This window comes from Streptomyces sp. SM18 (genome assembly GCF_002910775.2).
GTDB classification, from domain to species: domain Bacteria; phylum Actinomycetota; class Actinomycetes; order Streptomycetales; family Streptomycetaceae; genus Streptomyces; species Streptomyces halstedii.
Window position 1 is genome coordinate 769,622 of record NZ_CP029342.1, and the last position, 20,420, is coordinate 790,041.

10 protein-coding genes are annotated in these 20,420 nt (G+C 72.8%); 7 read left to right on the forward strand and 3 right to left on the reverse strand.

Annotated elements, in window-relative coordinates; all coding sequences use genetic code 11:
* Positions 1-432: 432 nt before the first annotated feature.
* A complete protein-coding gene (gene ccrA / locus B9S64_RS03290) occupies positions 433-1,776 on the reverse strand; it encodes a crotonyl-CoA carboxylase/reductase (RefSeq protein WP_103492785.1) in 1,344 nt (447 codons plus the stop codon).
* Positions 1,777-2,215: 439 nt separating this feature from the next.
* Here ccrA and B9S64_RS03295 point away from each other — a divergent pair, with 439 nt between their 5' ends.
* The 5 genes from B9S64_RS03295 (at position 2,216) to B9S64_RS03315 (ending at position 15,496) form a co-directional block, all read left to right on the forward strand.
* Positions 2,216-2,896, forward strand: coding sequence for a hypothetical protein (locus tag B9S64_RS03295; RefSeq protein WP_103492786.1), 681 nt, complete (start codon positions 2,216-2,218; stop codon positions 2,894-2,896).
* 510 nt (positions 2,897-3,406) lie between these two features.
* Entirely contained in the window at positions 3,407-12,709 is a 9,303-nt protein-coding gene (locus B9S64_RS03300) for a non-ribosomal peptide synthetase (RefSeq protein WP_103492787.1), read from the forward strand.
* 138 nt (positions 12,710-12,847) lie between these two features.
* The gene (locus tag B9S64_RS03305) at positions 12,848-14,038 is read left to right on the forward strand and encodes a cytochrome P450 (protein WP_103492788.1); all 1,191 of its coding nucleotides are present in this window, start codon (positions 12,848-12,850) and stop codon (positions 14,036-14,038) included.
* A gap of 31 nt (positions 14,039-14,069) precedes the next feature.
* Complete coding sequence (locus B9S64_RS03310; protein ID WP_103492789.1) at positions 14,070-14,270, forward strand: MbtH family protein; 201 nt, start codon at positions 14,070-14,072, stop codon at positions 14,268-14,270.
* Positions 14,267-15,496, forward strand: coding sequence for an MFS transporter (locus tag B9S64_RS03315; RefSeq protein WP_103492790.1), 1,230 nt, complete (start codon positions 14,267-14,269; stop codon positions 15,494-15,496). The genes B9S64_RS03310 and B9S64_RS03315 overlap by 4 nt, the downstream gene beginning before the upstream one ends.
* A gap of 381 nt (positions 15,497-15,877) precedes the next feature.
* Here the strand turns inward: B9S64_RS03315 and B9S64_RS03320 are convergent, their stop codons facing one another.
* A complete protein-coding gene (locus B9S64_RS03320; RefSeq protein WP_228873219.1) occupies positions 15,878-16,510 on the reverse strand; it encodes a ScbR family autoregulator-binding transcription factor in 633 nt (210 codons plus the stop codon).
* A 397-nt stretch (positions 16,511-16,907) separates the two neighbouring features.
* Here B9S64_RS03320 and B9S64_RS03325 point away from each other — a divergent pair, with 397 nt between their 5' ends.
* Positions 16,908-17,732: an AfsR/SARP family transcriptional regulator gene (locus B9S64_RS03325; RefSeq protein WP_103492791.1), complete on the forward strand. Its 825-nt coding sequence runs from the start codon at positions 16,908-16,910 to the stop codon at positions 17,730-17,732.
* Positions 17,733-17,792: 60 nt separating this feature from the next.
* Here the strand turns inward: B9S64_RS03325 and B9S64_RS03330 are convergent, their stop codons facing one another.
* Positions 17,793-18,881, reverse strand: a complete 1,089-nt coding sequence (locus B9S64_RS03330; RefSeq protein WP_258037982.1) for a ParB/RepB/Spo0J family partition protein — start codon at positions 18,879-18,881, stop codon at positions 17,793-17,795.
* A gap of 341 nt (positions 18,882-19,222) precedes the next feature.
* On the opposite strand from B9S64_RS03330, the gene B9S64_RS03335 reads away from it, so the two are divergent.
* Positions 19,223-20,164: an SDR family oxidoreductase gene (locus tag B9S64_RS03335; RefSeq protein ID WP_103492792.1), complete on the forward strand. Its 942-nt coding sequence runs from the start codon at positions 19,223-19,225 to the stop codon at positions 20,162-20,164.
* Positions 20,165-20,420 lie beyond the last annotated feature (256 nt).

Genomic DNA, 20,420 nt, shown 5'->3' on the forward strand with positions numbered 1-20,420 from the left:
ATTACGTGGATCTCTCCACGTAATTCCGCCGCACAGACGGAAGGCGGCATCAGGCCGCTCACAGCGGGCAGCCGTCCGGCTGTTACCCGTACTTCATGCGTGTTTCATTCAGCGGATAGGCCGGATTGCGGCCGGAGGAATCGCGAGGAGGCGATCCGGAGAAGCGGTGGGGAATCGAGAGGCCGACGCACCGGCCGAGCCTCTCTATTGATTCCCGGCATTCGAGCGTCAGCATCCAACAGGCCCCGCGATCCCGTCAAGGAACATCAGCGCCGCACGGTTCACGGTGGCCCGGCTCCACGCCGGTGTCCGAATATCGCCCTGTGACCGCGAAACCGCGGGCCCGTCTTCCGGCCGAGCGCACGGTCTTCTGACGGACCCTCCCGCCTTCCGACGGGCCGTCCCGCCGTCCGGCCGGCGCGGTCCGAGGCGTCAGACGCCGGCCGGGGCGGTGCGGAACCTGTTGATCGCCGTCTCGTGCCGGGCCCGCTTCTCCGGGTCGCTGACGCCCAGCCCCTCCTCCGGCGCCAGGCAGAGCACGCCGACCTTGCCCTGGTGCCGGTTGTGGTGGACGTCGTGGACGGCCCGCGCGGTGAGCTCCAGCGGGACCACGTCGGACAGGGTGGGATGCACGTGCCCCTTGGCGATGAGGCGGTTGGCCTCCCACGCCTCGCGGTAGTTGGCGAAGTGCGTGCCGATGATGCGCTTGAGGTTCATCCACAGGTAGCGGTTGTCGTAGGTGTGCTGGTAGCCCGAGGTGGACGCGCAGCTCACGATGGTGCCGCCGCGGCGTGCCACGTACACGCTGGCGCCGAAGGTCTCGCGGCCCGGGTGCTCGAAGACGATGTCCGGGTCGTCGCCGCCGGTCAGCTCCCTGATCCGGGCGCCGAACCGCCGCCACTCACGGGGGTCCTGGGTGTGCTCGTCCTTCCAGAACGCGTACCCCTCCGCGCTCCGGTCGATGACCAGCTCCGCCCCCATCCGCCGGCAGGCCTCCGCCTTCTGCGGACTGGAGACCACGCACACCGGTATCGCCCCTCCGTTGAGGGCCAGTTGGGTGGCGTACGAGCCCAGACCGCCGGAGGCGCCCCAGATCAGCACGGTGTCACCCTGCTTGAGGCGGGCCCCCTTGTCGGAGACCAGCTGCCGGTACGCGGTGGAGTTCACCAGGCCCGACGCGGCGGCCTCCTCCCAGCTGAGGTGACGCGGCTTCGGCATCAGCTGGTTGGCCTTGACCAGCGCCAGCTCGGCGAGGCCGCCGAAGTTCGTCTCGAAGCCCCAGATCCGCTGCTCCGGATCGAGCATGGTGTCCGCGTGCCCGTCGGGGTGGTCCAGCTCCACCGAGAGGCAGTGCGCGACCACCTGGTCGCCGGGGCTCCACGCCGACACGCCCTCACCGCACCGCAGCACCACTCCGGACAGGTCCGAGCCGAGCACGTGGTACGGCAGGTCGTGCCGGGCCGCCTGTGGCGAGATCCGGCCGTAGCGGGAGAGGAAGCCGAACGTCGGCATCGGCTCGAAGATGGACGACCACACCGTGTTGTGGTTGATCCCGCTCGCCATCACCGCCACCAGCACCTCGCCGGCGGCCGGCTGAGGGGTGGCGACCTCGTCCAGATGCAGCGACGCGCGGGGGTCCTTGTCCCGGCCCTCCATCCCGTCGAACATCGCCGTCTCGTCGGCGTGCGTGGTCACCCCCCGGTAGAAGTCGGGCACCGGAAGTTCGCCCACCTCGCCGAACTCGCCCGCGAGAATCGCGTCCAGGATCTTCTGCATATGTCTCCGGCCTTCTTTCCGACTCGGTCCGCGAAACAGCGGGACGCCGAGAAACTCTGTCTGCCTTGAGAGAAGCGCGCTCGAATCGCCCCCGTGAAACCTGGCACGCGATCACTCTGCCGAATTGCGGAGGCAAGTGCGCCCCGCATGCTGGCACCGGCCTTCCGACGCGTCCAGTGCGGGCCGTTCAACTGTGGTGTCCGCCCAGTTGAACGCCGGGCCGCGCAGGCGTTCGTCAGGGTCACCCGGACTCCGTGTAGGGGATGTCCCCGATGCCGGAGCGTCCCCTTCCGGCTACCGTGAGCCAGGTGAACCGACACGACCGTCGTTCGCGCAGCTGAAGACACCGTGCGCCGGGAGACCACCTCCCGGGCGGCACCACTCGAAGACTCACCCGTGACCGACACGGGTGCCGATATTTTTCGCAAAGGGGGCGAACATGCGAACCACCTCCGCCGGTTGGACCACCGGCCGGATCGTCGCTGTCGTGTTCGGCGGGTTCCTTTCACTTGTGGCTCTGACACTCATCGGCCTGGGCGGCACCGCTCTGGCGATGGGCTTAAACGACGACGGCTACATCGATCTGGGCACCGACGAGTACAGCCACAGCACCGACACCTATGCCATGACAACCGACAGCTGGCATGCGGACAAGCAGATGGGCGGTCTGTACAAGGACCTCCGGATCACCTTCACACCGGACAAGGACTCCGACCCGGTGTTCGTCGGCATCGCCGACAAGGCCAAGGCACAGCAGTACCTCGACGGCGTGCAGCACGTCACCATCCACGACTCGGACTCCAAGGGCGACGACCAGAGCGAACACCCCGGCGGCACCCCCAAGACGCCTCCGGGCGAGAGTGACGTCTGGGCGGCCAAGGCCAGCGGCGAGGGCGCGCAGACGGTCAACTGGTCCGTGGAGCCGGGTGAGGTCACCGCGGTCGCCATGAAGGCCGACGGATCGAGCGGGCTCGCCGGACATGTGACGGTCGCGGCGAAGATCGCGGGGCTGGCCTGGGCCGGCGCCGCCCTGCTGGTCGTCGGACTGGTCGTGCTGGTCGCCTCGGTCATGTACCTGCTGGTGCGCCCGGTCCGCCGGGCACGGGGACGCGCGGCCTGACCCCGCCGGCGCGGCGGGACCCGCGAGGACGACAAGACGCAGACACCCTCCGGTGTCTGCGTCTTGTCCGTTTGTGTGCCGGTTGCCGGGCCGGCAGACCGGCCCTGGCCCGCACGGCTTCGCTGGACAGATCGATCCCCGAATAGGTAGACAAGCCCTGGAGCTCCGGGCGGACAGTCGATCGTGGTCCGCACCCCGGGGGCTTCGTCTCCTGCCAGGCACTTCCTCCTTCAACTGGTCGGTTCAGCAGTCGAGTTGCAGCACCCCGCGCCGTGGCCGGAACCACCTGGCCGCAGTGCGGTTTCTCGCAGAGCGCGGACGGCCGGCCCAGGCCGTCGCCGTGGCCCGCGAAGCCCCACCGTGGCCGCGGCCATGTCCCGTGGCCGGTCGCGGCGGGTCGCCGAGCGACCGGAACCGGCGATCCCGTCCCCCCGCACAGGCGCAGGCGGCGCCCCGCGGACCTCGCACCGCGCCGTCCGCCGCAGAGACCAACGATCAGGAGATTGGCGCATGACCGACATCGACCTGACCAGCCTCACCACGGAGCAGAAGCGCGCGCTGCTGGCGGAGCGGCTGCGGCGCAAGGGCCAGGCCCGGCCGGCGCCGCGCGAGCGGCAGTTCCCCGCGTCGTTCCCGCAGCAGCGGATGTGGTTCCTGGACCAGCTCAACCCGGGCACCGCCGCGTACAACATCCCGGCGGCGGTGCGCATGCGGGGTCCGCTCGACGTGGAGCTGTGGCGCCGCGCCCTCGCCGAGATCGTCCGCAGACACGAGTCGCTGCGCACCACCTTCGACGAGGTCGACGGCGAGCCCGTGCAGGTCGTACACCCGTCCGGCGAGCTGGAGCTGACGGTCGAGGAGTGCGGTCACCTGCGCGGGCCCGGGGGCGAGAAGGGCATCCTGGACCTGGCCCGTCAGGAGGCCGCGCGGCCCTTCGACCTGACCACCGGGCCGCTCATGCGGATGCGGTTCCTGCGCCTGGCGAAGGACGAGCACGTCCTGCTGCTCACGATGCACCACATCGTCGCCGACCTGTGGTCGACGTCGGTGCTCTTCGGTGAGCTGGTCGCGCTGTACCAGAGCTACCTCTCGGGTACCGAGGCCGCGTTGCCCGAACTGACCGTCCAGTACGCCGACTACGCGGCCTGGCAGCGCAAGAAGCTGGCGGGACCGGGCACGGCGGCCACCCTGGAGCACTGGAAGAAGACCCTCGACGGGGCCGCTCCCGTCCTCGAACTCCCCACCGACCGGGCCCGTCCCGCCGTGCTCGGCACGGCCGGTGACTCCCGGCCCTTCCACCTGTCCGCCTCGGTGATGGACGGCGTGCGCGAGCTGAGCCGGCGCACCGGCGCCACCCCGTTCATGACCCTGCTCGCCGCCTACGTCGCCCTGCTGCACCGGTACAGCGGGCAGGAGGACATCGTCGTCGGCGTGCCCGTGGCCAACCGCGGGCAGTCCGAGGTGGAGCGGCTCATCGGCTACTTCGTCAACACCCTCGCGATCCGCAACGACGCCTCCGGCGACCCCACGTTCACCGAGCTGCTCGGCCGGGTGCGCGGCGCCGCCCTCGACGCCTTCGCCCACCAGGAACTGCCCTTCGAGCGGCTGGTGGAGGAGCTGTGCCCGGAACGCGACCTGTCGCGGTCGCCGGTCTTCCAGGTGTCGTTCGTGTACCAGAACATACCCGTGCCCGAGTTCGGCGCCGGCGGGCTTCGCCTGGAGCTGATGGAGGTGCCGAGCACCACGGCGCGGTTCGACCTCGAACTCCAGGTGTTCGAGCAGGGCGACGAGCTCACCGGCTGGTTCGAGTACAACACCGAGCTGTTCGACGCGGCCACGATCGACCGCATGGGCGGCCATCTGAAGGTGCTCCTGGAGAACCTCCTCGCCGACCCGGACCAGCCGGTCCTGGAGGCCGCCCTGCTCACCGAGGCCGAGGAGCGCGAGCAGCGCCGGGAGCGGGAGTCCACCCGCCACACGTGGCCGGACCAGTTGCTCACCCATCAGCGCGTCGAGCGGCAGGCCGTCCTGCGCCCGGACGCCGAGGCGGTCCACTGCCAGGGCGAGAGCCTCACCTACGCCGAACTCGACGCGTCCGCCAACCGGTTGGCGCGCACGCTGAAGAACCACGGCGTGGGCCGGGATGTGCTCGTCGGGGTCTGCCTCGAGCGCTCGCCGGACATGGTCGTCGCCGTGCTGGCCGTGCTGAAGGCGGGCGGCGCCTATGTGCCGATCGACCCGAAGCTGCCCGCGGACCGTACGGCGTTCATGATCGAGGACTCCGGGCTGCCCGTCCTGATCACCCAGAGTTCGGTGGCGCCGGGTCTGCCGGAGTCCGAGGCGACGACGCTCCAGGTGGACACGGTGCGTGCGGAGATCGCCGCCGAGTCCGCCGAACCCCTGGACGAGCCGGTCGACGGCGCGGACCTCGCCTATGTGATCTACACGTCCGGCTCGACCGGGCGCCCCAAGGGGGTCCAGCTGCCCCACCGCGCGCTGCGCAACCTCTTCTGGGCGATGAAGCAGTGGCCGGGCATCGACTCCGGCGACAGCCTGCTCGCGGTCACCACCCTGTCGTTCGACATCGCCACCCTGGAGCTGCTGCTGCCGCTGGTCGAGGGTGCCCGTGTGGTGCTCGCCACCCGCGAGGTGGCCACCGACGGGGCGCTGCTGGCAAAGGAGATGGCCGCCACCGGCGCGACCATGATGCAGGCGACCCCGTCCACCTGGCGGATGATGCTCGACGCCGGCTGGTCGGGCCGCCCCGGGCTGCGCGGGCTGATCTGCGGCGAGGCCCTGCCCCCCGACCTCGCCCGGCGGCTGCGCGCCAAAGGCGTGGACCTGTGGAACATGTACGGCCCGAGCGAGACCACGATCTACTCCCTGGGCACCCGGATCGTGGACGACACCATCACCATCGGCGGGCCGATCGCCAACACCGAGGCGCACATCCTCGACCCGCGGGGCCGTCCGGTGCCGCCCGGCGTCCCGGGCGAACTCTGCGTCGGCGGCGACGGCCTGGCACGCGGTTACATCAACCGGCCGGAGCTGACGGCCCAGCAGTTCATCGCCAACCCCTTCGAGTCCGGGCTCGCCGACCGCCTGTACCGCACCGGTGACCTGGTGCGCCGGAGGGTGGACGGCACCATCGACTACCTCGGCAGGCTCGACCACCAGGTCAAGCTGCGCGGCCACCGGATCGAACTGGCCGAGATCGAGTCGGTGCTGCTGCGCCAGGAGCGGGTGAAGGACACGGTCGTCGTGGTCCGCGAGGACCAGCCCGGCGACCAGCGGCTCGTCGCGTACGCGGTGCCGGGCCCGGCTGCCGGTACGCCCGACGAGCTCCGCCGCCTGCTGCGTACCGCGCTGGCCGAGAAGCTGCCCGACTACATGGTCCCGTCGGCCTTCGTGTTCCTGGACGCGCTGCCGAGGACCCCGAGCGGCAAGACGGACCGCGGGGCGCTGCCCGCCCCCGAGGCGCGGCCCGGCCGCACGGCCACGGCGTACGTCCCCCCGCGCGACGCGGAGGAGAAGGCCCTGTGCGAGGTGTTCGCCCAGGTGCTGAACGTCCCCCGGGTGGGCATCGACGACGGCTTCTTCGCCCTCGGCGGGCACTCGCTGCTGGCCACCCGGCTGGTGGCGAGGATCCGCGGCACGCTCGGCGTCGAGGTGCCGGTGCGCGCGCTGTTCGAGAAGCAGACCGTGGCCGAGCTGGCCGAGTCGCTGCGGCGGGGCGACGGCGACGCCCGGCCCGCGCTGGCCCCGGCGGTCCGGCCGGATCCGCTGCCGCTGTCGTTCGCCCAGCGGCGGCTGTGGTTCCTGCACCAGATGGAGGGCCCCTCCCCCACGTACAACCTGCCGGTGGTGCTGCGGCTGACGGGCGCGCTGGACGTGGCGGCGCTGCGGGACGCCCTGGCCGACGTCGTCGCCCGCCACGAGTCGCTGCGGACCGTCTTCCCGGACGGCGGCACGGTGGCCCACCAGCACATCCTCGACCCCGGGCGGGCGCGGCCCGCGCTGCCCGTGCGGGAGGTGTCCGGGGCGGAGCTCGACGAGGCCGTGGCCGCGGCGGTCCGGTACACCTTCGACCTCTCCACCGAGATCCCGCTGCACGCCGAGCTGTTCGCGGCCGGCGAGGACACCCATGTCCTGGCCGTCGTCGTCCACCACATCGCGGCGGACGGCTGGTCGCTGGCGCCGCTCCGGCACGACCTGGCGCTCGCCTACCGGGCGCGCCTGGCCGGGCGGGCTCCCGGCTGGGAGCCGCTTCCGGTCCAGTACGCCGACTACGCCCTGTGGCAGCGCGCGTACCTGGGCTCGCCGGACGACCCCGCGAGCACCTGGTCGCGCCAGCTGGACCACTGGCGCGAGACGCTGGACGGTCTGCCGGAGCGGATCGCCCTCCCGGTCGACCGGCCCTACCCGGCCGAGGCGTCCCACGACGGGGACACGCTCACCTTCCGCTGGGACGAGGACCTGCACGAAGGGCTGGCCCGGCTCGCCCGCGGCTGCGACGTCAGCATGTTCATGCTGCTCGACGCGGCGATCGCGGTGCTCCTCGGCCGGCTCGGCGCGGGCGACGACGTCCCGATCGGCGTGGCCACCGCCGGCCGCGACGACCAGGCCACCGAGAACCTCATCGGCTTCTTCGCCAACACCCTGGTGCTGCGCACCCGTACCTCGGAGCGCCAGACCTTCCGGGAGCTGCTCGGCGCGGTGCGCGAGCGCACCCTCGACGCCCTCGCGCACCGGGACATCCCCTTCGAGTCCCTCGTGGAGAGCCTGCGGCCGACCCGGTCGATGTCCCACCACCCGCTCGTCCAGGTCATGCTGTCCTGGCAGACCGTGACGGACGAGACGGCCGGTCTGCCGGGGGTCGAGGCGGAGCCCGTGGTGACGGGCACCGGCACGGCGAGGATGGACCTGGTCTTCCTGCTGCACGAGCGCCTCGCCGACGACGGCACACCGGCCGGTATCGAGGGCGGTATCGAGTACAACGCCGACGTCTTCGACCCCGGGACGGTACGCACGATGCAGCGCAGGCTGCGACAGGTGCTGCTGGCGATGATCGCCGACCCGGACCGGCCGATCGGCGACGTGGACCTGCTCACCCCGGCCGAGCGCCACCGCGTCCTGGTGGAGTGGAACGGCGCGGGCGGCCGGGCCCCGGAGGCCGGACTGGCCGAGCTGTTCGAGGCCCAGGCCACCCGCACCCCGGACGCCGTCGCGGTGGCCGGCGGGGCGGAGCGGCTGACCTACGCGGAGCTGTCGGCGGCCTCCGACCGGCTCGCCACGCGGCTGCGCGGGCTGGGCGTCGGCGCGGAGGGCCGCGAGGACGCGGTGTGCCTGCTCATGGAGCGCTCGGTGCGGCTGCCCGTGGCGCTGCTCGCGGTGGTCAAGGCGGGCGGCGTGTACGTACCGCTCGATCCCCGCTACCCCGTCTCCCGGATGCGGCTGATCATGGAGGACACCGGGGCGGGTGTGCTCCTGGTGGACGGGGAGGGCCTGGACCACCCGGTCACCGACCGGATGCGTGTCCTCGACGTGGCCGGTGAGCTCGCCGCCGCCGACGGGGTGCCGGAGGGTGCCCCGGAGCTCGCGCACGCGGGCGGTCCCGACCGGGCGGCGTACATCATGTACACCTCCGGCTCCACGGGCCGGCCCAAGGGCGTCACCGTCACCCACGGGAACGTGGCGAGCCTCGCCGCCGACCATGTGTGGCGCGGCGGGAACCACGCCCGCGTCCTGATGCACTCCCCGACCGCCTTCGACGCGTCCACGTACGAGATGTGGGTGCCGCTGCTGTCCGGCGGCGAGGTGGTCGTCGCCCCGGCCGGGGAGCTGGACCCGGAGGCGCTGGTACGCACCGTCCGCGAACACGGCGTCACCTCCGCCTTCTTCACGGCGGCATTGTTCAACCTGCTGGTCGAGCGCGACCCGGCGGCGCTCGCCGGGATGCGCGAGGTGCTGGCCGGTGGCGAGGCCCTGTCGCCCGCCGTGGTCGCGAAGGCGCTGGCCGCCTGGCCGGACACCGTGCTCACCAACGGGTACGGGCCCACGGAGACCACGACGTTCGCCGTGCTGCACCGCACCCGCGAGGTCGTGGACGGCACCGTGCCGATCGGCATGCCGATGGACGACTCCCGCGCCTATGTGCTCGACGGGCGGATGCGGCCGGTGCCGGTCGGTGTGCCCGGCGAGCTGTACCTCGCGGGAGGGGGCCTGGCCCGCGGCTACTCCGGCCGGCCGGGGCTGACCGCCCAGCGGTTCGTGGCCTGCCCCTTCGGCGCCCCGGGCGAGCGGATGTACCGGACCGGTGACCTGGCCCGGCGGCGGGCGGACGGGCGCGTCGAATACCTCGGCCGGACCGACGACCAGGTCAAGATCCGCGGCTTCCGCATCGAGCCGGGAGAGATCGAGAACGCGCTCGGCACCCATCCGGCCGTGGCGGACGCGGCCGTGCTCGTCCGGCAGCGGCCCTCCGGCGGCAAGGATCTCGTCGGCTACGCGGTGCTCGCCGACGGCGCGCACGCCGAGCCCGCCGAGCTGAGGTCGTACGTGGCCGAGCGGCTGCCGCAGTACATGGTGCCGGTGGTGGTGACGGTGCTCGACGCCTTCCCGATGACCGGCAACGGCAAGCTCGACCGCCGCGCGCTGCCCGCGCCCGATCTCGGCGCGGACACCGCGTCCCGGGCGCCCGAAACCCCGGTGGAGCGGACTCTGTGCGCCGTGTTCGCCGAGGTGCTGGGGGTGCCCGAGGTCGGTGCCGAGGCCGGCTTCTTCGACCTGGGCGGCGACAGCATCCAGGCGACACAGCTGGTCGCCCGCTCGCGCACCGCCGGTCTCGTCTTCACCGTGCGGGACGTGTTCACCCATCAGACGGCGGCCGGCATCGCCCGGGTGGCGCGAGGAGCCGACGACGACACCGTGGCGGCCGTCACGGAGGACGGGACCGGCGAGATCCCGCTGCTGCCCGTCATGGAACGGCAGCGCCGGCTGGGCGGCCCGGTCACCGGCTTCGACCTGTCCACGACGGTCGGCCTCCCGTCCGACGTGGACGAGGAGCGGCTCACCGCGGCCCTCCAGGCGGTGGTCGACCGGCACGACGCGCTGCGCACCCGGCTGGTGGTCGGGCCCGACGGCTCCTGGTCGCTGCACGCGGACGAGCCCGGGACGGTCCAGGTGGCCCGGATCCTGCGCCGGGTGGCCGTCGGCGCGCCGGACGATCCGGACGTACGGGCGCTGATCGCCGAGGAGACGGCGGCGGCCAAGGAGCGGCTCGACCCGACCCGGAACGCGATGCTCCAGCCGGTGTGGTTCGACGCCGGGCCGGGGCGCGCGGGCAGGCTGCTGCTGGCCGTGCACCACTTCGCCGTGGACGGGGTGTCGTGGCGGATCCTGCTGACCGACCTCGCCACCGCGTGGGACGCGGTGGCGGCGGGCCGCGCCCCGGTCCTCGCACCGGTGGCGACCTCGCTGCGCGGCTGGGCGACCCGGACGACCTCCGCCGAGGCCGTCGCCCGTCACCGCACCGAACTGCCGGTGTGGCAGGACGTCCTGCGGGACGCCGCGCCGCTGGTGGCCGGTGAGCTGGACCCGGTCCGCGACGTTTCCGGCCGCGAGGGGCGGCTGTCGGTGTCCCTGCCGGCCGAGGACAGCGGACTGCTGGTCGGCATGGTGCCCGCGGTGTTCCGCTGCGGCATCCAGGACGTCCTGCTGACCGCATTCGGTCTCGCCGTGGGCCGGTGGCGCGCCGGGCGGTCCGGCGACGGCGGTCCGGTGGTGCTGGACGTGGAGAGCCACGGCCGCCACGAGCACCTGGTGGACGGTGCCGATCTGTCGCGCACCGTGGGCTGGTTCACCGGCGTCCACCCGGTCCGGCTCGACTGCGCCGCCCTGCCGTGGGACGAAGTGTCCGAGGCCGGCGACCGGTTGGCGGCCGCCGTCACCCACACCGGGCGGCAGGTGCGGGCCCTGCCCGAGCGCGGCCTCGGCTACGGGCTGCTGCGCCACCTCGACCCGCGGACCGCACCGGTGCTCGCCGCCCTGCCCGCGCCACGGGCGCTGTTCAACTACCTCGGGCGGGTCCCCGTCACCGACGCGGAGACGCCGTGGCTGCCGCTGCGGGACGACACCGCGCCCGGCACCACCGGGGCCCGGCCGCTGCCGTACCCCGTCGAGGTCAACGCCGTCACCCAGGACGGGCCGGACGGCCCCCGGCTGGTGGCCAACTGGAGCTGGGCACAATCCCTGCTCACCGAGGAGGAGGTCGGCGAACTCGCCGAGTACTGGTTCGACGCGCTGCGCGCCGTCACCCGGTGCGCCCGAGCGGTGGAGAGCGGCGCGGTCGAACTGGTCCACGAGGACGAGCGGGCGGCGGCGGCGGACGCGGCCGATCTGCTGCACGCGCCGATCCCCACGGCGGACCGCGCGGACGGCACCGGACTCTCCTTCGGCCAGCTGGAGTTCCTGCTCCAGCCGGTCGGCCCGGACCACGCCCACCACGCCGTGATCACCGCGTGGCGCGTACACGGCGGGCTCGACGCCGCCGCGCTGCGCCGGGGCCTGGACGACCTGGTGCACCGGCACGACATCCTGCGCACCCGCTACGTCCACCGGGGCTCGGCGACCCTCCAGTTCGCCGACGGCAGGCCCGTGTGGCCGATCGAGACCGTCGATCTGCGCGCGTACGACGAGGGGGCCCAGCGCGCGGAGCTGCACGAGTTGCTCACCGCGCAGACCAGGCGCCCGTTCCGCATCGAGGACGGGAACCTGCTCCGCGGCCTGCTCGTCCAGCTCTCCGACCAGGAGCACGCGCTGGTCCTGGTGGCCCATCACATCCTGGTGGACCACTGGGGTTTCCTCGTGGTCCTCAACGAACTGGAGGAGCTGTACGCGGCCCACGCGGCGGGGCGGGAGCCGAAGCTGCCCGACGTCATGGTCCAGCACCTGGACTACGCGGCGTGGGAGCAGGGGCTGCTGGCGGGCGGAGCGCTCGACGAGCACGTCGAGCACTGGCGCGGGGAGCTGGAGGGTGCCGCGCGGACGCTCGACTTCGAGGCGCCGGAGCACCAGGCGGACGACTTCCTGGAGGGCTTCAGCCACAGCGTCGTGGTCGGCGCCGAGGTGATGGCGGCCGTGCGGGAGGCCGCCCGCCGCGAGGGCGTCACGCTGTTCATGATGCTCATGTCGGCGTTCCACGTGCTGCTGCACAGCTACTCGGGGGCGACCGACATCGCGGTGAGCCACCCGCTGGCCGGACGTGAACGGCCGGAGACCCAGTCGATGGTCGGCCCGTTCATCAACATCATCCTGAACCGGTCCAGGATGGCGGACGACCCCACCTTCCACGAGCTGGTCCAACGGGTGCTCCAGGGCGAGCTGGACGCGTACTCGCACCAGAACGTGCCGGTGCGCGCGCTGGTGCACGACGGAGTCGTCGGAGACGGCAACATGCTGCCCCTGCGGGTCATGCTCAACCTGCTCGGCGTACCCAGCAGGACGCTGGCCCTCGAAGGGCTGGAGACGGCGCCGCTGGACGTGCGGATCGGCGACGACACGCCCCTCCCGGAGCTGATCACCGCCATCGAGCCGCACAACCTCGACCTGTATCTCGTGGCGCGCGAGGTCGAGGGCGAGCTGCACGGGCTGTGGGTGTACTCGCCGGACTACATCGCGCCGCCGGTCATGGGCGCGCTGGTACGCCAGTGGCCCACGGTCCTCGAACTGGTCGCGCGCCACCCGGAACTGACTGTCTCGCAGCTGCGCGAGCGCGTACGGGCCGCGGGCGGCGACGAGCGGCGCGGCCGATGAGCCCCGCCCGGCGGGCCGGCCGGCACCACCGCCACCCGGCGGCGGGCCGGTCCGCCGGGTCCCCCGCGGCGCCGGTCTTCGACCGGTCCGCATCCATCACCACAGCCGTCGCCCGGTCGACGGCGGAACGCAGGGAACATGACTGAGACAGCCAACCTCCTCACCCACGGGCTCCCGACACTCAGGGAGAAGCCGTTCGACCCGCCCCAGGTGATGCGCGCCGAGGGCCCGATCCACCGGATGACCTTCCCCGACGGCCACGAGGGCCTGCTCGTCACCGGGTACCAGCTGGGCCGGCGCATCCTGTCGGACAGCCGGTTCAGCTCGGCCGCCCACCACAAGCACCTGGCGTTCCCCTCCGACCGCCCGTCGGACCTGGAGGCCAACATACCGGGGCTGTTCGAGCACATGGACCCGCCGGACCACACCCGGTTCCGGCGGCGGCTGGCCGGCCAGTTCACCCTGCGCCGGATGCGCCTGCTGGCGTCGCGGATCGAGGAGATCACCACCGAGTACGCCGACGCGATGCTGCGTAAGGGCCCGCCCGCGGACCTGGTCTCCGACTTCGCCGTGCCGGTGTCCTCCCAGGTGATCTGCGAGCTGCTCGGGGTGCCGGTCAGCGACCGGGAGCGGTTCGAGGGCAACTCGGAGAAGCTGCTGCGCCTCGACGTCGACCCGCAGGAGGCGCAGGCCTCGCTCAAGGACCTCGTGGACCTCACCGCCGAGCTGCTCATGCGCAAGAAGGCCGAACCGGCCGACGACGTGCTGAGCGTCCTGGTGGCCGGGGACGACATCACCATCGAGGAATCGGTCGGCGCCACCCTGCTCCTGCTGGTCGCCGGGCACGAGACCACGGCGAACATGCTCTCGCTCGGCACGTACGCGCTCCTGGACAACCCGGAGCAGACGGCCCTGCTGCGCGCGGACGAGTCGCTCGTCGAGAACGCCGTGGAGGAGCTGCTGCGCTACCTGACCGTCGTGCACGTGGGGGTGCAGCGGACCGCGACCGAGGACGTCGAGATCGACGGGGTGACCCTGCGCGAGGGCGAGACGGTGCTGATCCACCTCCCCACCGCCAACCGCGACCCGCACCAGTTCACCGGCCCGGACCGTCTCGACGTCACCCGCGGCGGGGTCAGCCATCTGACCTTCAGCCACGGCATCCACCAGTGCCTGGGGCAGCAGTTGGCGCGCCTGGAGCTGCGGATCGGCTACACCACCCTGCTGCGGCGCTTCCCGGACCTGCGGCTCGCGGCCGCCCCGGAGGACATCCCGATGCGCTCCGACATGACCGTCTACGGCGTGCACACGCTGCCGGTGGCGTGGTGAGCGACCGGCCGGACACGGAGAGGAGACGACGGTGAACCCGTTCGACGACCCCGACGGCGTGTTCCTGGTGCTGGTCAACGAGGAGCGGCAGCACAGCCTCTGGCCACGCGACGTCCCGGTGCCCGCCGGCTGGTCCACGGCCTTCGGACCGGACACCCGGGACGCCTGCGCCGGTTACGTGGACACCTGGTGGAGCGATCTGCGCCCGGCCTCGATACGGACGGCTCGGTGAAGACCGCGCCGGACGGGTCGGAGAAGACCGCGACGGCGAGTTCGCCCCTGCGTTCCTGGCAGTTCCGCAAAGTCCTCACCGCCGAGTTCATCACCTCGCTCGGCACCCAGATGACGACGCTGGCGCTGCCCTGGTTCGTCCTCACGACCAGCGGGTCCCCGGCACGGATGGGGCTGGTGTTCCTCATCCAGATCCTGCCGGTGCCGCTGCTGAGCATGTGGGCGGGGCTGCTGGTGGCCCGGTGGGGTCCCCGCCGGGTCACGATCGTCGGTGACCTCGCCAACGCGGTGCTGGTGGCGAGCGTGCCCGCGCTCTACCTCGCGGACATGCTGCCGTTCTGGGCGCTGCTGGTGATCGTGGCCCTCATCGGCTGCGTGGCGTCGGGCTACCTCTCCGCGCAACGCGTGCTGCTGGCCGAGGCCATCGGCTCGGACGAGGGCGCCGTCACCGCGGGCAACGCCCTGTTCGAGACGGCGACGTCGACGGCGCGGCTCATCGGGCCCGCGGGCGCCGGCTTCCTGATCGCCCAGTTCGGCGCGCTCAACGTGCTGTGGATCGACGCCGCCTCGTTCGCGCTGTCCGCGGCGCTGCTGACCGGGCTGCCGCGCCGCGTACCGCGGCCGGAGGCCGCGGCGGCGCACAACATGACGGAGGGCGTGCGCTATCTGCTGCGGGATCCGGTGCTGCGGACGATGTCGCTGGCCGCGCTCGGATACGGCGCGCTCATGCCCGTCGTGCTGCTCGCCCTGCCGGTGATGGCCCGGACCCGCTACGACTCCGACCCGCACGTGGCCGGCTGGCTGCTGTCCGCGTGGGGCGGCGGTACCGCGCTGGGCACCCTGGTGGTGGCCCGGCTCGCGCGGCGGATCTCCCCGACCCACCTGGCGGCGTGGGGAGGTGTGGGCGCGGCGGTCGCGCTGTGGTTCCTGCCCTGGGACCAGCCGGCCCTCACGACGGCGCTGACGGTGGCGGCCGGCTGCATGTTCCTGCCGGCGGTGACCGCGCCGGCCGTCGCGCTGATGACACTGCGGCCGCCGGAACATCTGCGTCCGCACGTGGTTCCGGTGTTCGGCGCCCTCGTGTTCACCGCGAGCCCGGTCGCCTACGCGGTGGCGGGCGTGCTGTTCGAGCAGTTCGCGGTGGGCACGGTGCTCGCGGGGGTCGCCGTGGGGGCGAGTCTGTGCTCCCTGGTGCTGCTGAGCCTGGTCCGCACGCCGGCGGACTGACCCGCGCCGGCCAGGAACGCCCGTCCCGGCGGCCTTCGCCGGCCCCGTCTCCGTCGTGGAGCGCGGGCCCGGCGAAGGCCGCCGCCGTCGTTTCCGGCCCCCGGACGCGGTACGGACGTCTTTCCCACCGGAAGGCGGACTTCATGGCGAACGGGCGCGACGGCCTTTTCTCGCCGATTCACCGGGACGCGGGGCTGGAATGGAAATGCTCACAGAGTGAGTAAGAATTCATCGGCTTTCCCCGGGAAACCGAGAGAAAGATTTTACTTTTACGCGGGTGTTCTCGCGGTGGCGGAGGGTGCCGGGCGCACACCGGGCGCGGTGACGCGGCGGGACGTTCCGCGCGGCGGCCCCGGGGCGCTCCGGTGCGGGCCCGCGGTCTCAGCCGGACCCCCCGCCTCTCAACTCGGCAGGAACGGCCGAGACACGCGGCAGCAGCAGACACCAGAACCGGGTCAGCACGCGGTGCGAGGCCCACCGCGGGTCCCGCTTGGCCAGCACCTGGAACCCCACGGTGGCCGCGACCACCGCGATCGCCACGTGTTCCGCCGCCGCCCCCTCCAGCAACTCCCCCGCTGTGTCCGCGCGTTCCAGGGTCGATTCGACCCACCGCTGCCACAGGGCGCTTACCTCGTCCAGGCCCTGAGGGCTCCCGGGGTCCCCTCCCAGGTCGAACCCCGCCCGCAGCACGGTGTCCTCCCGTAACCGGCACACCAGGACGTGGCTCGTGTCGATGAGCAGTTGCAGGGCCCCGCCCTGGCCCATCCGCCGTTCGCCCTGCGCCACGACCCCCTCGAAACGCCTGGCCGCCGCGGTCGTTACCGCGGCGGCCAGGGCGGACTTGGTCGGGAAGTGGAAGTGCAGCGCGCCGTTGGTCACCCCTGCCTGACCACTGATGGCCACGAGCGAGGCGTTGCAGTACCCCTCCCGGCTGAAGACTTCGGCCGCCGCCGCGATCAGTGCGCTGCGGGTCCGTGCCGCACGTTCCTGCTTGACCATGTAGGTGCTCTCCATAGCTCCCGAGCCGGCTCCCTGCTCCCACGTCGGGAACATGGAGATGACACCCCCGTCAGCGGCCCCGCGAGAAATGCGGGACTCACCCGTCAACTCCCATTCAGCATAATAAACCGCAGATATGGTTTGCTATTGGATGATGCGCACTCGGCCGGTACATGCCTATGCGGCTCATAAACCCTCCGGGGCAGGACGGCGGCCCGCCCGACGCCTCGTCAGCACCCGGCCGGCCCGTCTCCGGGGTGAGATGTTCACGGACTTGACGAACCCCCTGGATCTCGAGAAAGAACCGACTACGCTGTTTGCGTAGCCCTACGTGAGCAAGCCGCAGCCTCCCGGAGCTACGCCGCACCCGGGGGCCACGGGGGACCGCGTACGTACGGATTCGGGGGAAGACATGGACATCCAGGTGCTCGGCGGCTTCACCGCGCGGCTCGGATCAACGCGCGTAGCTCCGACCGCTCCCAAGCCTCGCCAGGTGCTCGCCCTGCTCGCCCTCAACGAGGGCCGGCCGGTCCCGACCGCCACGCTCCTGGAGGAGTTGTGGGGCGCGCGGCCGCCGCAGAGCGCCCGTGCCACGCTCCAGACGTACGTCCTGCGGCTGCGGGAGCTGATCGACTCGGCGTCGGCCGGCTCGACGGGCCCGCCCGGACGTACGGCCAAGCAGGTCCTGGTCACGATGCCCGGCGGGTATCTGCTCGACACCGGGGGCGGCACGCTCGACTTCCGCGCGTTCGAACACCTGACCAACGAGGGGTACCGGGCCATGGCGGCCAAGGACCGGCCGACCGCGGCGCGCCTGCTCCACGCGGCCCTCGACCTGTGGACCGGGCCCGCGCTCGCCGACGTGCGGCCCGGCCGTCATCTGGACGTGCAGGTCCGGCGGCTGGAGGAGTCCCGGCGCTGCGCGCTCGACCAGCGGATCGAGGCGGACCTCTTCCTGGGCCGCCACCTGGAGTTGCTGCCGGAGCTCACCGTGCTCGTCGAGCGGTACCACCTGCACGAGAGCCTGCACGGCCAGTTCATGCGCGCGCTGTACCGGTCCGGACGCCCCGGCGAGGCGCTGCGGGTCTACCAGCGGCTGCGGTGCGCCCTCGTCCGGGACCTGGGGATAGAGCCCGGCGCCGCGCTGCAGCGGCTGCAGCGTTCGATCCGCGCCTCGTCCGACGCTCCCCACGACCTCGCGCGTGACGCCCGCAGAGCCCCCGCCGAGGTCGCCTGAGGGAAGCACCGGCGGGCACGGGCGCGCCCGCCGGGCTCCGTCGCGCCCCGGGCCCGCCGTTCAGACGGCCCGGGGCGCGCGCATGCCACCGCCCCCCTCCAACTCCTCGGCGAAGGCGAGCCATTGCTCGCCGCACTGCCGGGCGACCCGTGCGACGTCCGTGTAGCGGTGTGCGGGTACCGCGTCCATCAGCCAGCTCCACCGCTCCTCGTCGAACCCGCCCGTGGACAGGAGTTGCAGGAGCATCCGGCCCGCTTCGGAGAAGCGCAGCGAGGGATCCTTGCGCAGGTTGACGAACTGTCCGGCGCCCGTGATCACCGAGGGCTCCGGCCGGGTCCGGCCGGCCCGGCCGCCGCCGTCCACCGGGGTGGGTCTGCGTACCGGACTCCCGCCCCGCGAGGCGTCGTCGGCCTCCGGCGCCTCCCGCAGTCTGGCCGGAACCGGGTCCTCACCCGCGCGGACGCGCAGGCGGACGTCGCGGGCCGTCGCCAGCGCGATGCCCGCCTCCTGGGCGATCTCGCGCAGCGAGGCACCCGGGCGTTCCGCGATCACCTGGCTCGCCCGGCGCCGGCCGGCGGCGCTGTTGACCGGCCGGGACCGCCCGTCGCGTCCGGTCCGGGTGTTCAACTGCTCGATCCGAACGGTTGACCGCTTGCGCAGCGCCGCCACCGTGCCCGGAGCCAGGCCCGTCACCTCGGCGATCCGGCGGTCCGACCAGTCGGGGTGGCTGCCGATGATGCGCTCGGCCGCCGCCGTCCGGTCCCGGCGGGACAGCGGCAACCCGTGTGCGGCGTTGAGCTGGACGGCCAGGACGAAGGCGTCCTCGACCGAGCCGTCCACGTACCGGACCTCGATGGTCTCCTCACCCCGCAGCGCGGCCGCCTGCGCCCGGTGCAGGCCGTCGACGATCCGCATCGTCGGCCGGTGCACCACGATGGGTGGCAGGGGGGTCCGCGTCTCGGCGAGGGTCTCGATGTGCTCGGCGTCCTCCCCCGCGGTACGCGGGGAATCCGACGCCACCAGTAAGGCGAGGGGAACCCGCTCGGTGACCGGTCGCCGAGAGGCGCCAGGCGTCGACAATGTGGGCCTGTCCGCCGTCAACGGGTCGAGCATCAGCGCCTCCTCGGGTATCTCCTGTCCGGGGTTCACGGCTGGACCATAGGCGTAAAGAAACCGGCTTCCCTGTTTACTCCAGAAGGGCTCTAGCGCGCGTCCAGTCTTTCTCCATACGGGCGGCCCGCCCCGGCGCCACCGGCCGCTCCCCGCCGCGCCTCCCGCACCTCCCGCACACGCGCCGACCAGGGCGTTCAGCGGCGTCTCGGGAGGACGCGACAGCGCTCCCGGGCCGGATCCGGCCGCCGCCCGTTCGGGCACCCCAGGACGCCGTCCGGGGGCCGCGGTGCCCGAAACGGCGCCGGGAGGGCGGCGGCGACCGTCCGAGTTGTCACCCCGTCCGGCGGCGCGGACAGTGGTACGAGGAGGTCATGCCCATGCGCGTATTCGTCACCGGCGGGTCCGGCTGGATCGGCTCGGCCGTCGTCCCCGATCTCGTCGGCGCGGGCCATCAGGTCGTCGGGCTCGCCCGCTCGGACGCCTCCGCCGACGCCCTCACCGCCGCCGGGGCCGAGGTGACCCGCGGCAGCCTCGACGACCTCGGCGCCCTGCGTGCCGCGTCCGCCGCGGCGGACGGCGTGATCCACCTGGCGTTCAACCACGAACTCGCATTCGAGGGTGGGGATTTCAAGGGCGCCGCCGACGCGGACCGGCGGGCCGTCGAGGCGATGGGAGAGGCGCTGAGCGGCTCCGGCAAGCCCTTCGTCATCGCGTCGGGCACCCCCGTGGTGCCGGGGAGGACGGCGACCGAGCGCGACGGGCACGACATCCCGCCGGGCACCGCGGGCGATCCGGCGGTCGCCGGCCCGGCGACCCGGATGGCCACCGCCGAGTGGACGCTCTCGCTCGCCTCCCGTGGGGTGCGCGCGGCCGTCGTACGTCTGCCGCGGACCAACCACGGAGAAGGCGACAAGGGGTTCGTCGCGACCCTGGTCCAGCTCGCCCGGGACAAGGGCGCGGCGGGTCACTACGGCGACGGGTCCAACCGGTGGCCGGCGGTCCACCGCCTGGACTCGGCGCACCTGTTCCGGGTCGCGCTGGAGGACGCCCCGGCGGGTACGACGCTGCACGCCGTCGCCGACGAGGGCGTACGCCTGCGGGAGATCGCCGAGGTCATCGGCCGCCACCTGGGCGTGCCCGTGGTCTCCGTACCGCCCGAGGACGCGGGCGGGCACTTCGGCTGGCTGGCCAGGGTGCTCTCCACCGACCAGCCCGCCTCCGGCGCGCTGACCCGCGAGCTGACGGGGTGGCGTCCCACCCGGCCGGGGCTCGTCGCCGACCTCGACGAGGGCCACTACTTCCGCGCCCCGTCCGCCTGAACCAGCGCACGGCCGTACGGCCCGTGGGGCGCGCCCCCGCAGGGCCGTACGCGACCCGCGTGGACGCGCCGCGCGGGCCGCGTCCACGCGGGTCGCCCACGCCGTTTTCCCCGCGCTATCGTGCTCGGGCAGGCACCGGGCCGTTCCTGAGGGCGGTCCGGCGCGACCTCCGTCACCCTCGGCCGCCCGTCACCTCTCATGGCCTCGGGGAGGTCCGTCTTCTCGGCCCGACGGGTCCCACAGGCAAGGAGTTGAG

What these genes read in the sequence shown, in the direction of transcription:
- B9S64_RS03325 (WP_103492791.1), top strand. Translation starts at nt 16,908, where the DNA reads ATGGACATCCAGGTGCTCGGCGGCTTCACCGCGCGGCTCGGATCAACG.
- B9S64_RS03320 (WP_228873219.1), bottom strand. Translation starts at nt 16,510, where the DNA reads ATGGAGAGCACCTACATGGTCAAGCAGGAACGTGCGGCACGGACCCGC.
- B9S64_RS03335 (WP_103492792.1), top strand. Translation starts at nt 19,223, where the DNA reads ATGCGCGTATTCGTCACCGGCGGGTCCGGCTGGATCGGCTCGGCCGTC.
- B9S64_RS03300 (WP_103492787.1), top strand. Translation starts at nt 3,407, where the DNA reads ATGACCGACATCGACCTGACCAGCCTCACCACGGAGCAGAAGCGCGCG.
- ccrA (WP_103492785.1), bottom strand. Translation starts at nt 1,776, where the DNA reads ATGCAGAAGATCCTGGACGCGATTCTCGCGGGCGAGTTCGGCGAGGTG.
- B9S64_RS03295 (WP_103492786.1), top strand. Translation starts at nt 2,216, where the DNA reads ATGCGAACCACCTCCGCCGGTTGGACCACCGGCCGGATCGTCGCTGTC.
- B9S64_RS03305 (WP_103492788.1), top strand. Translation starts at nt 12,848, where the DNA reads ATGACTGAGACAGCCAACCTCCTCACCCACGGGCTCCCGACACTCAGG.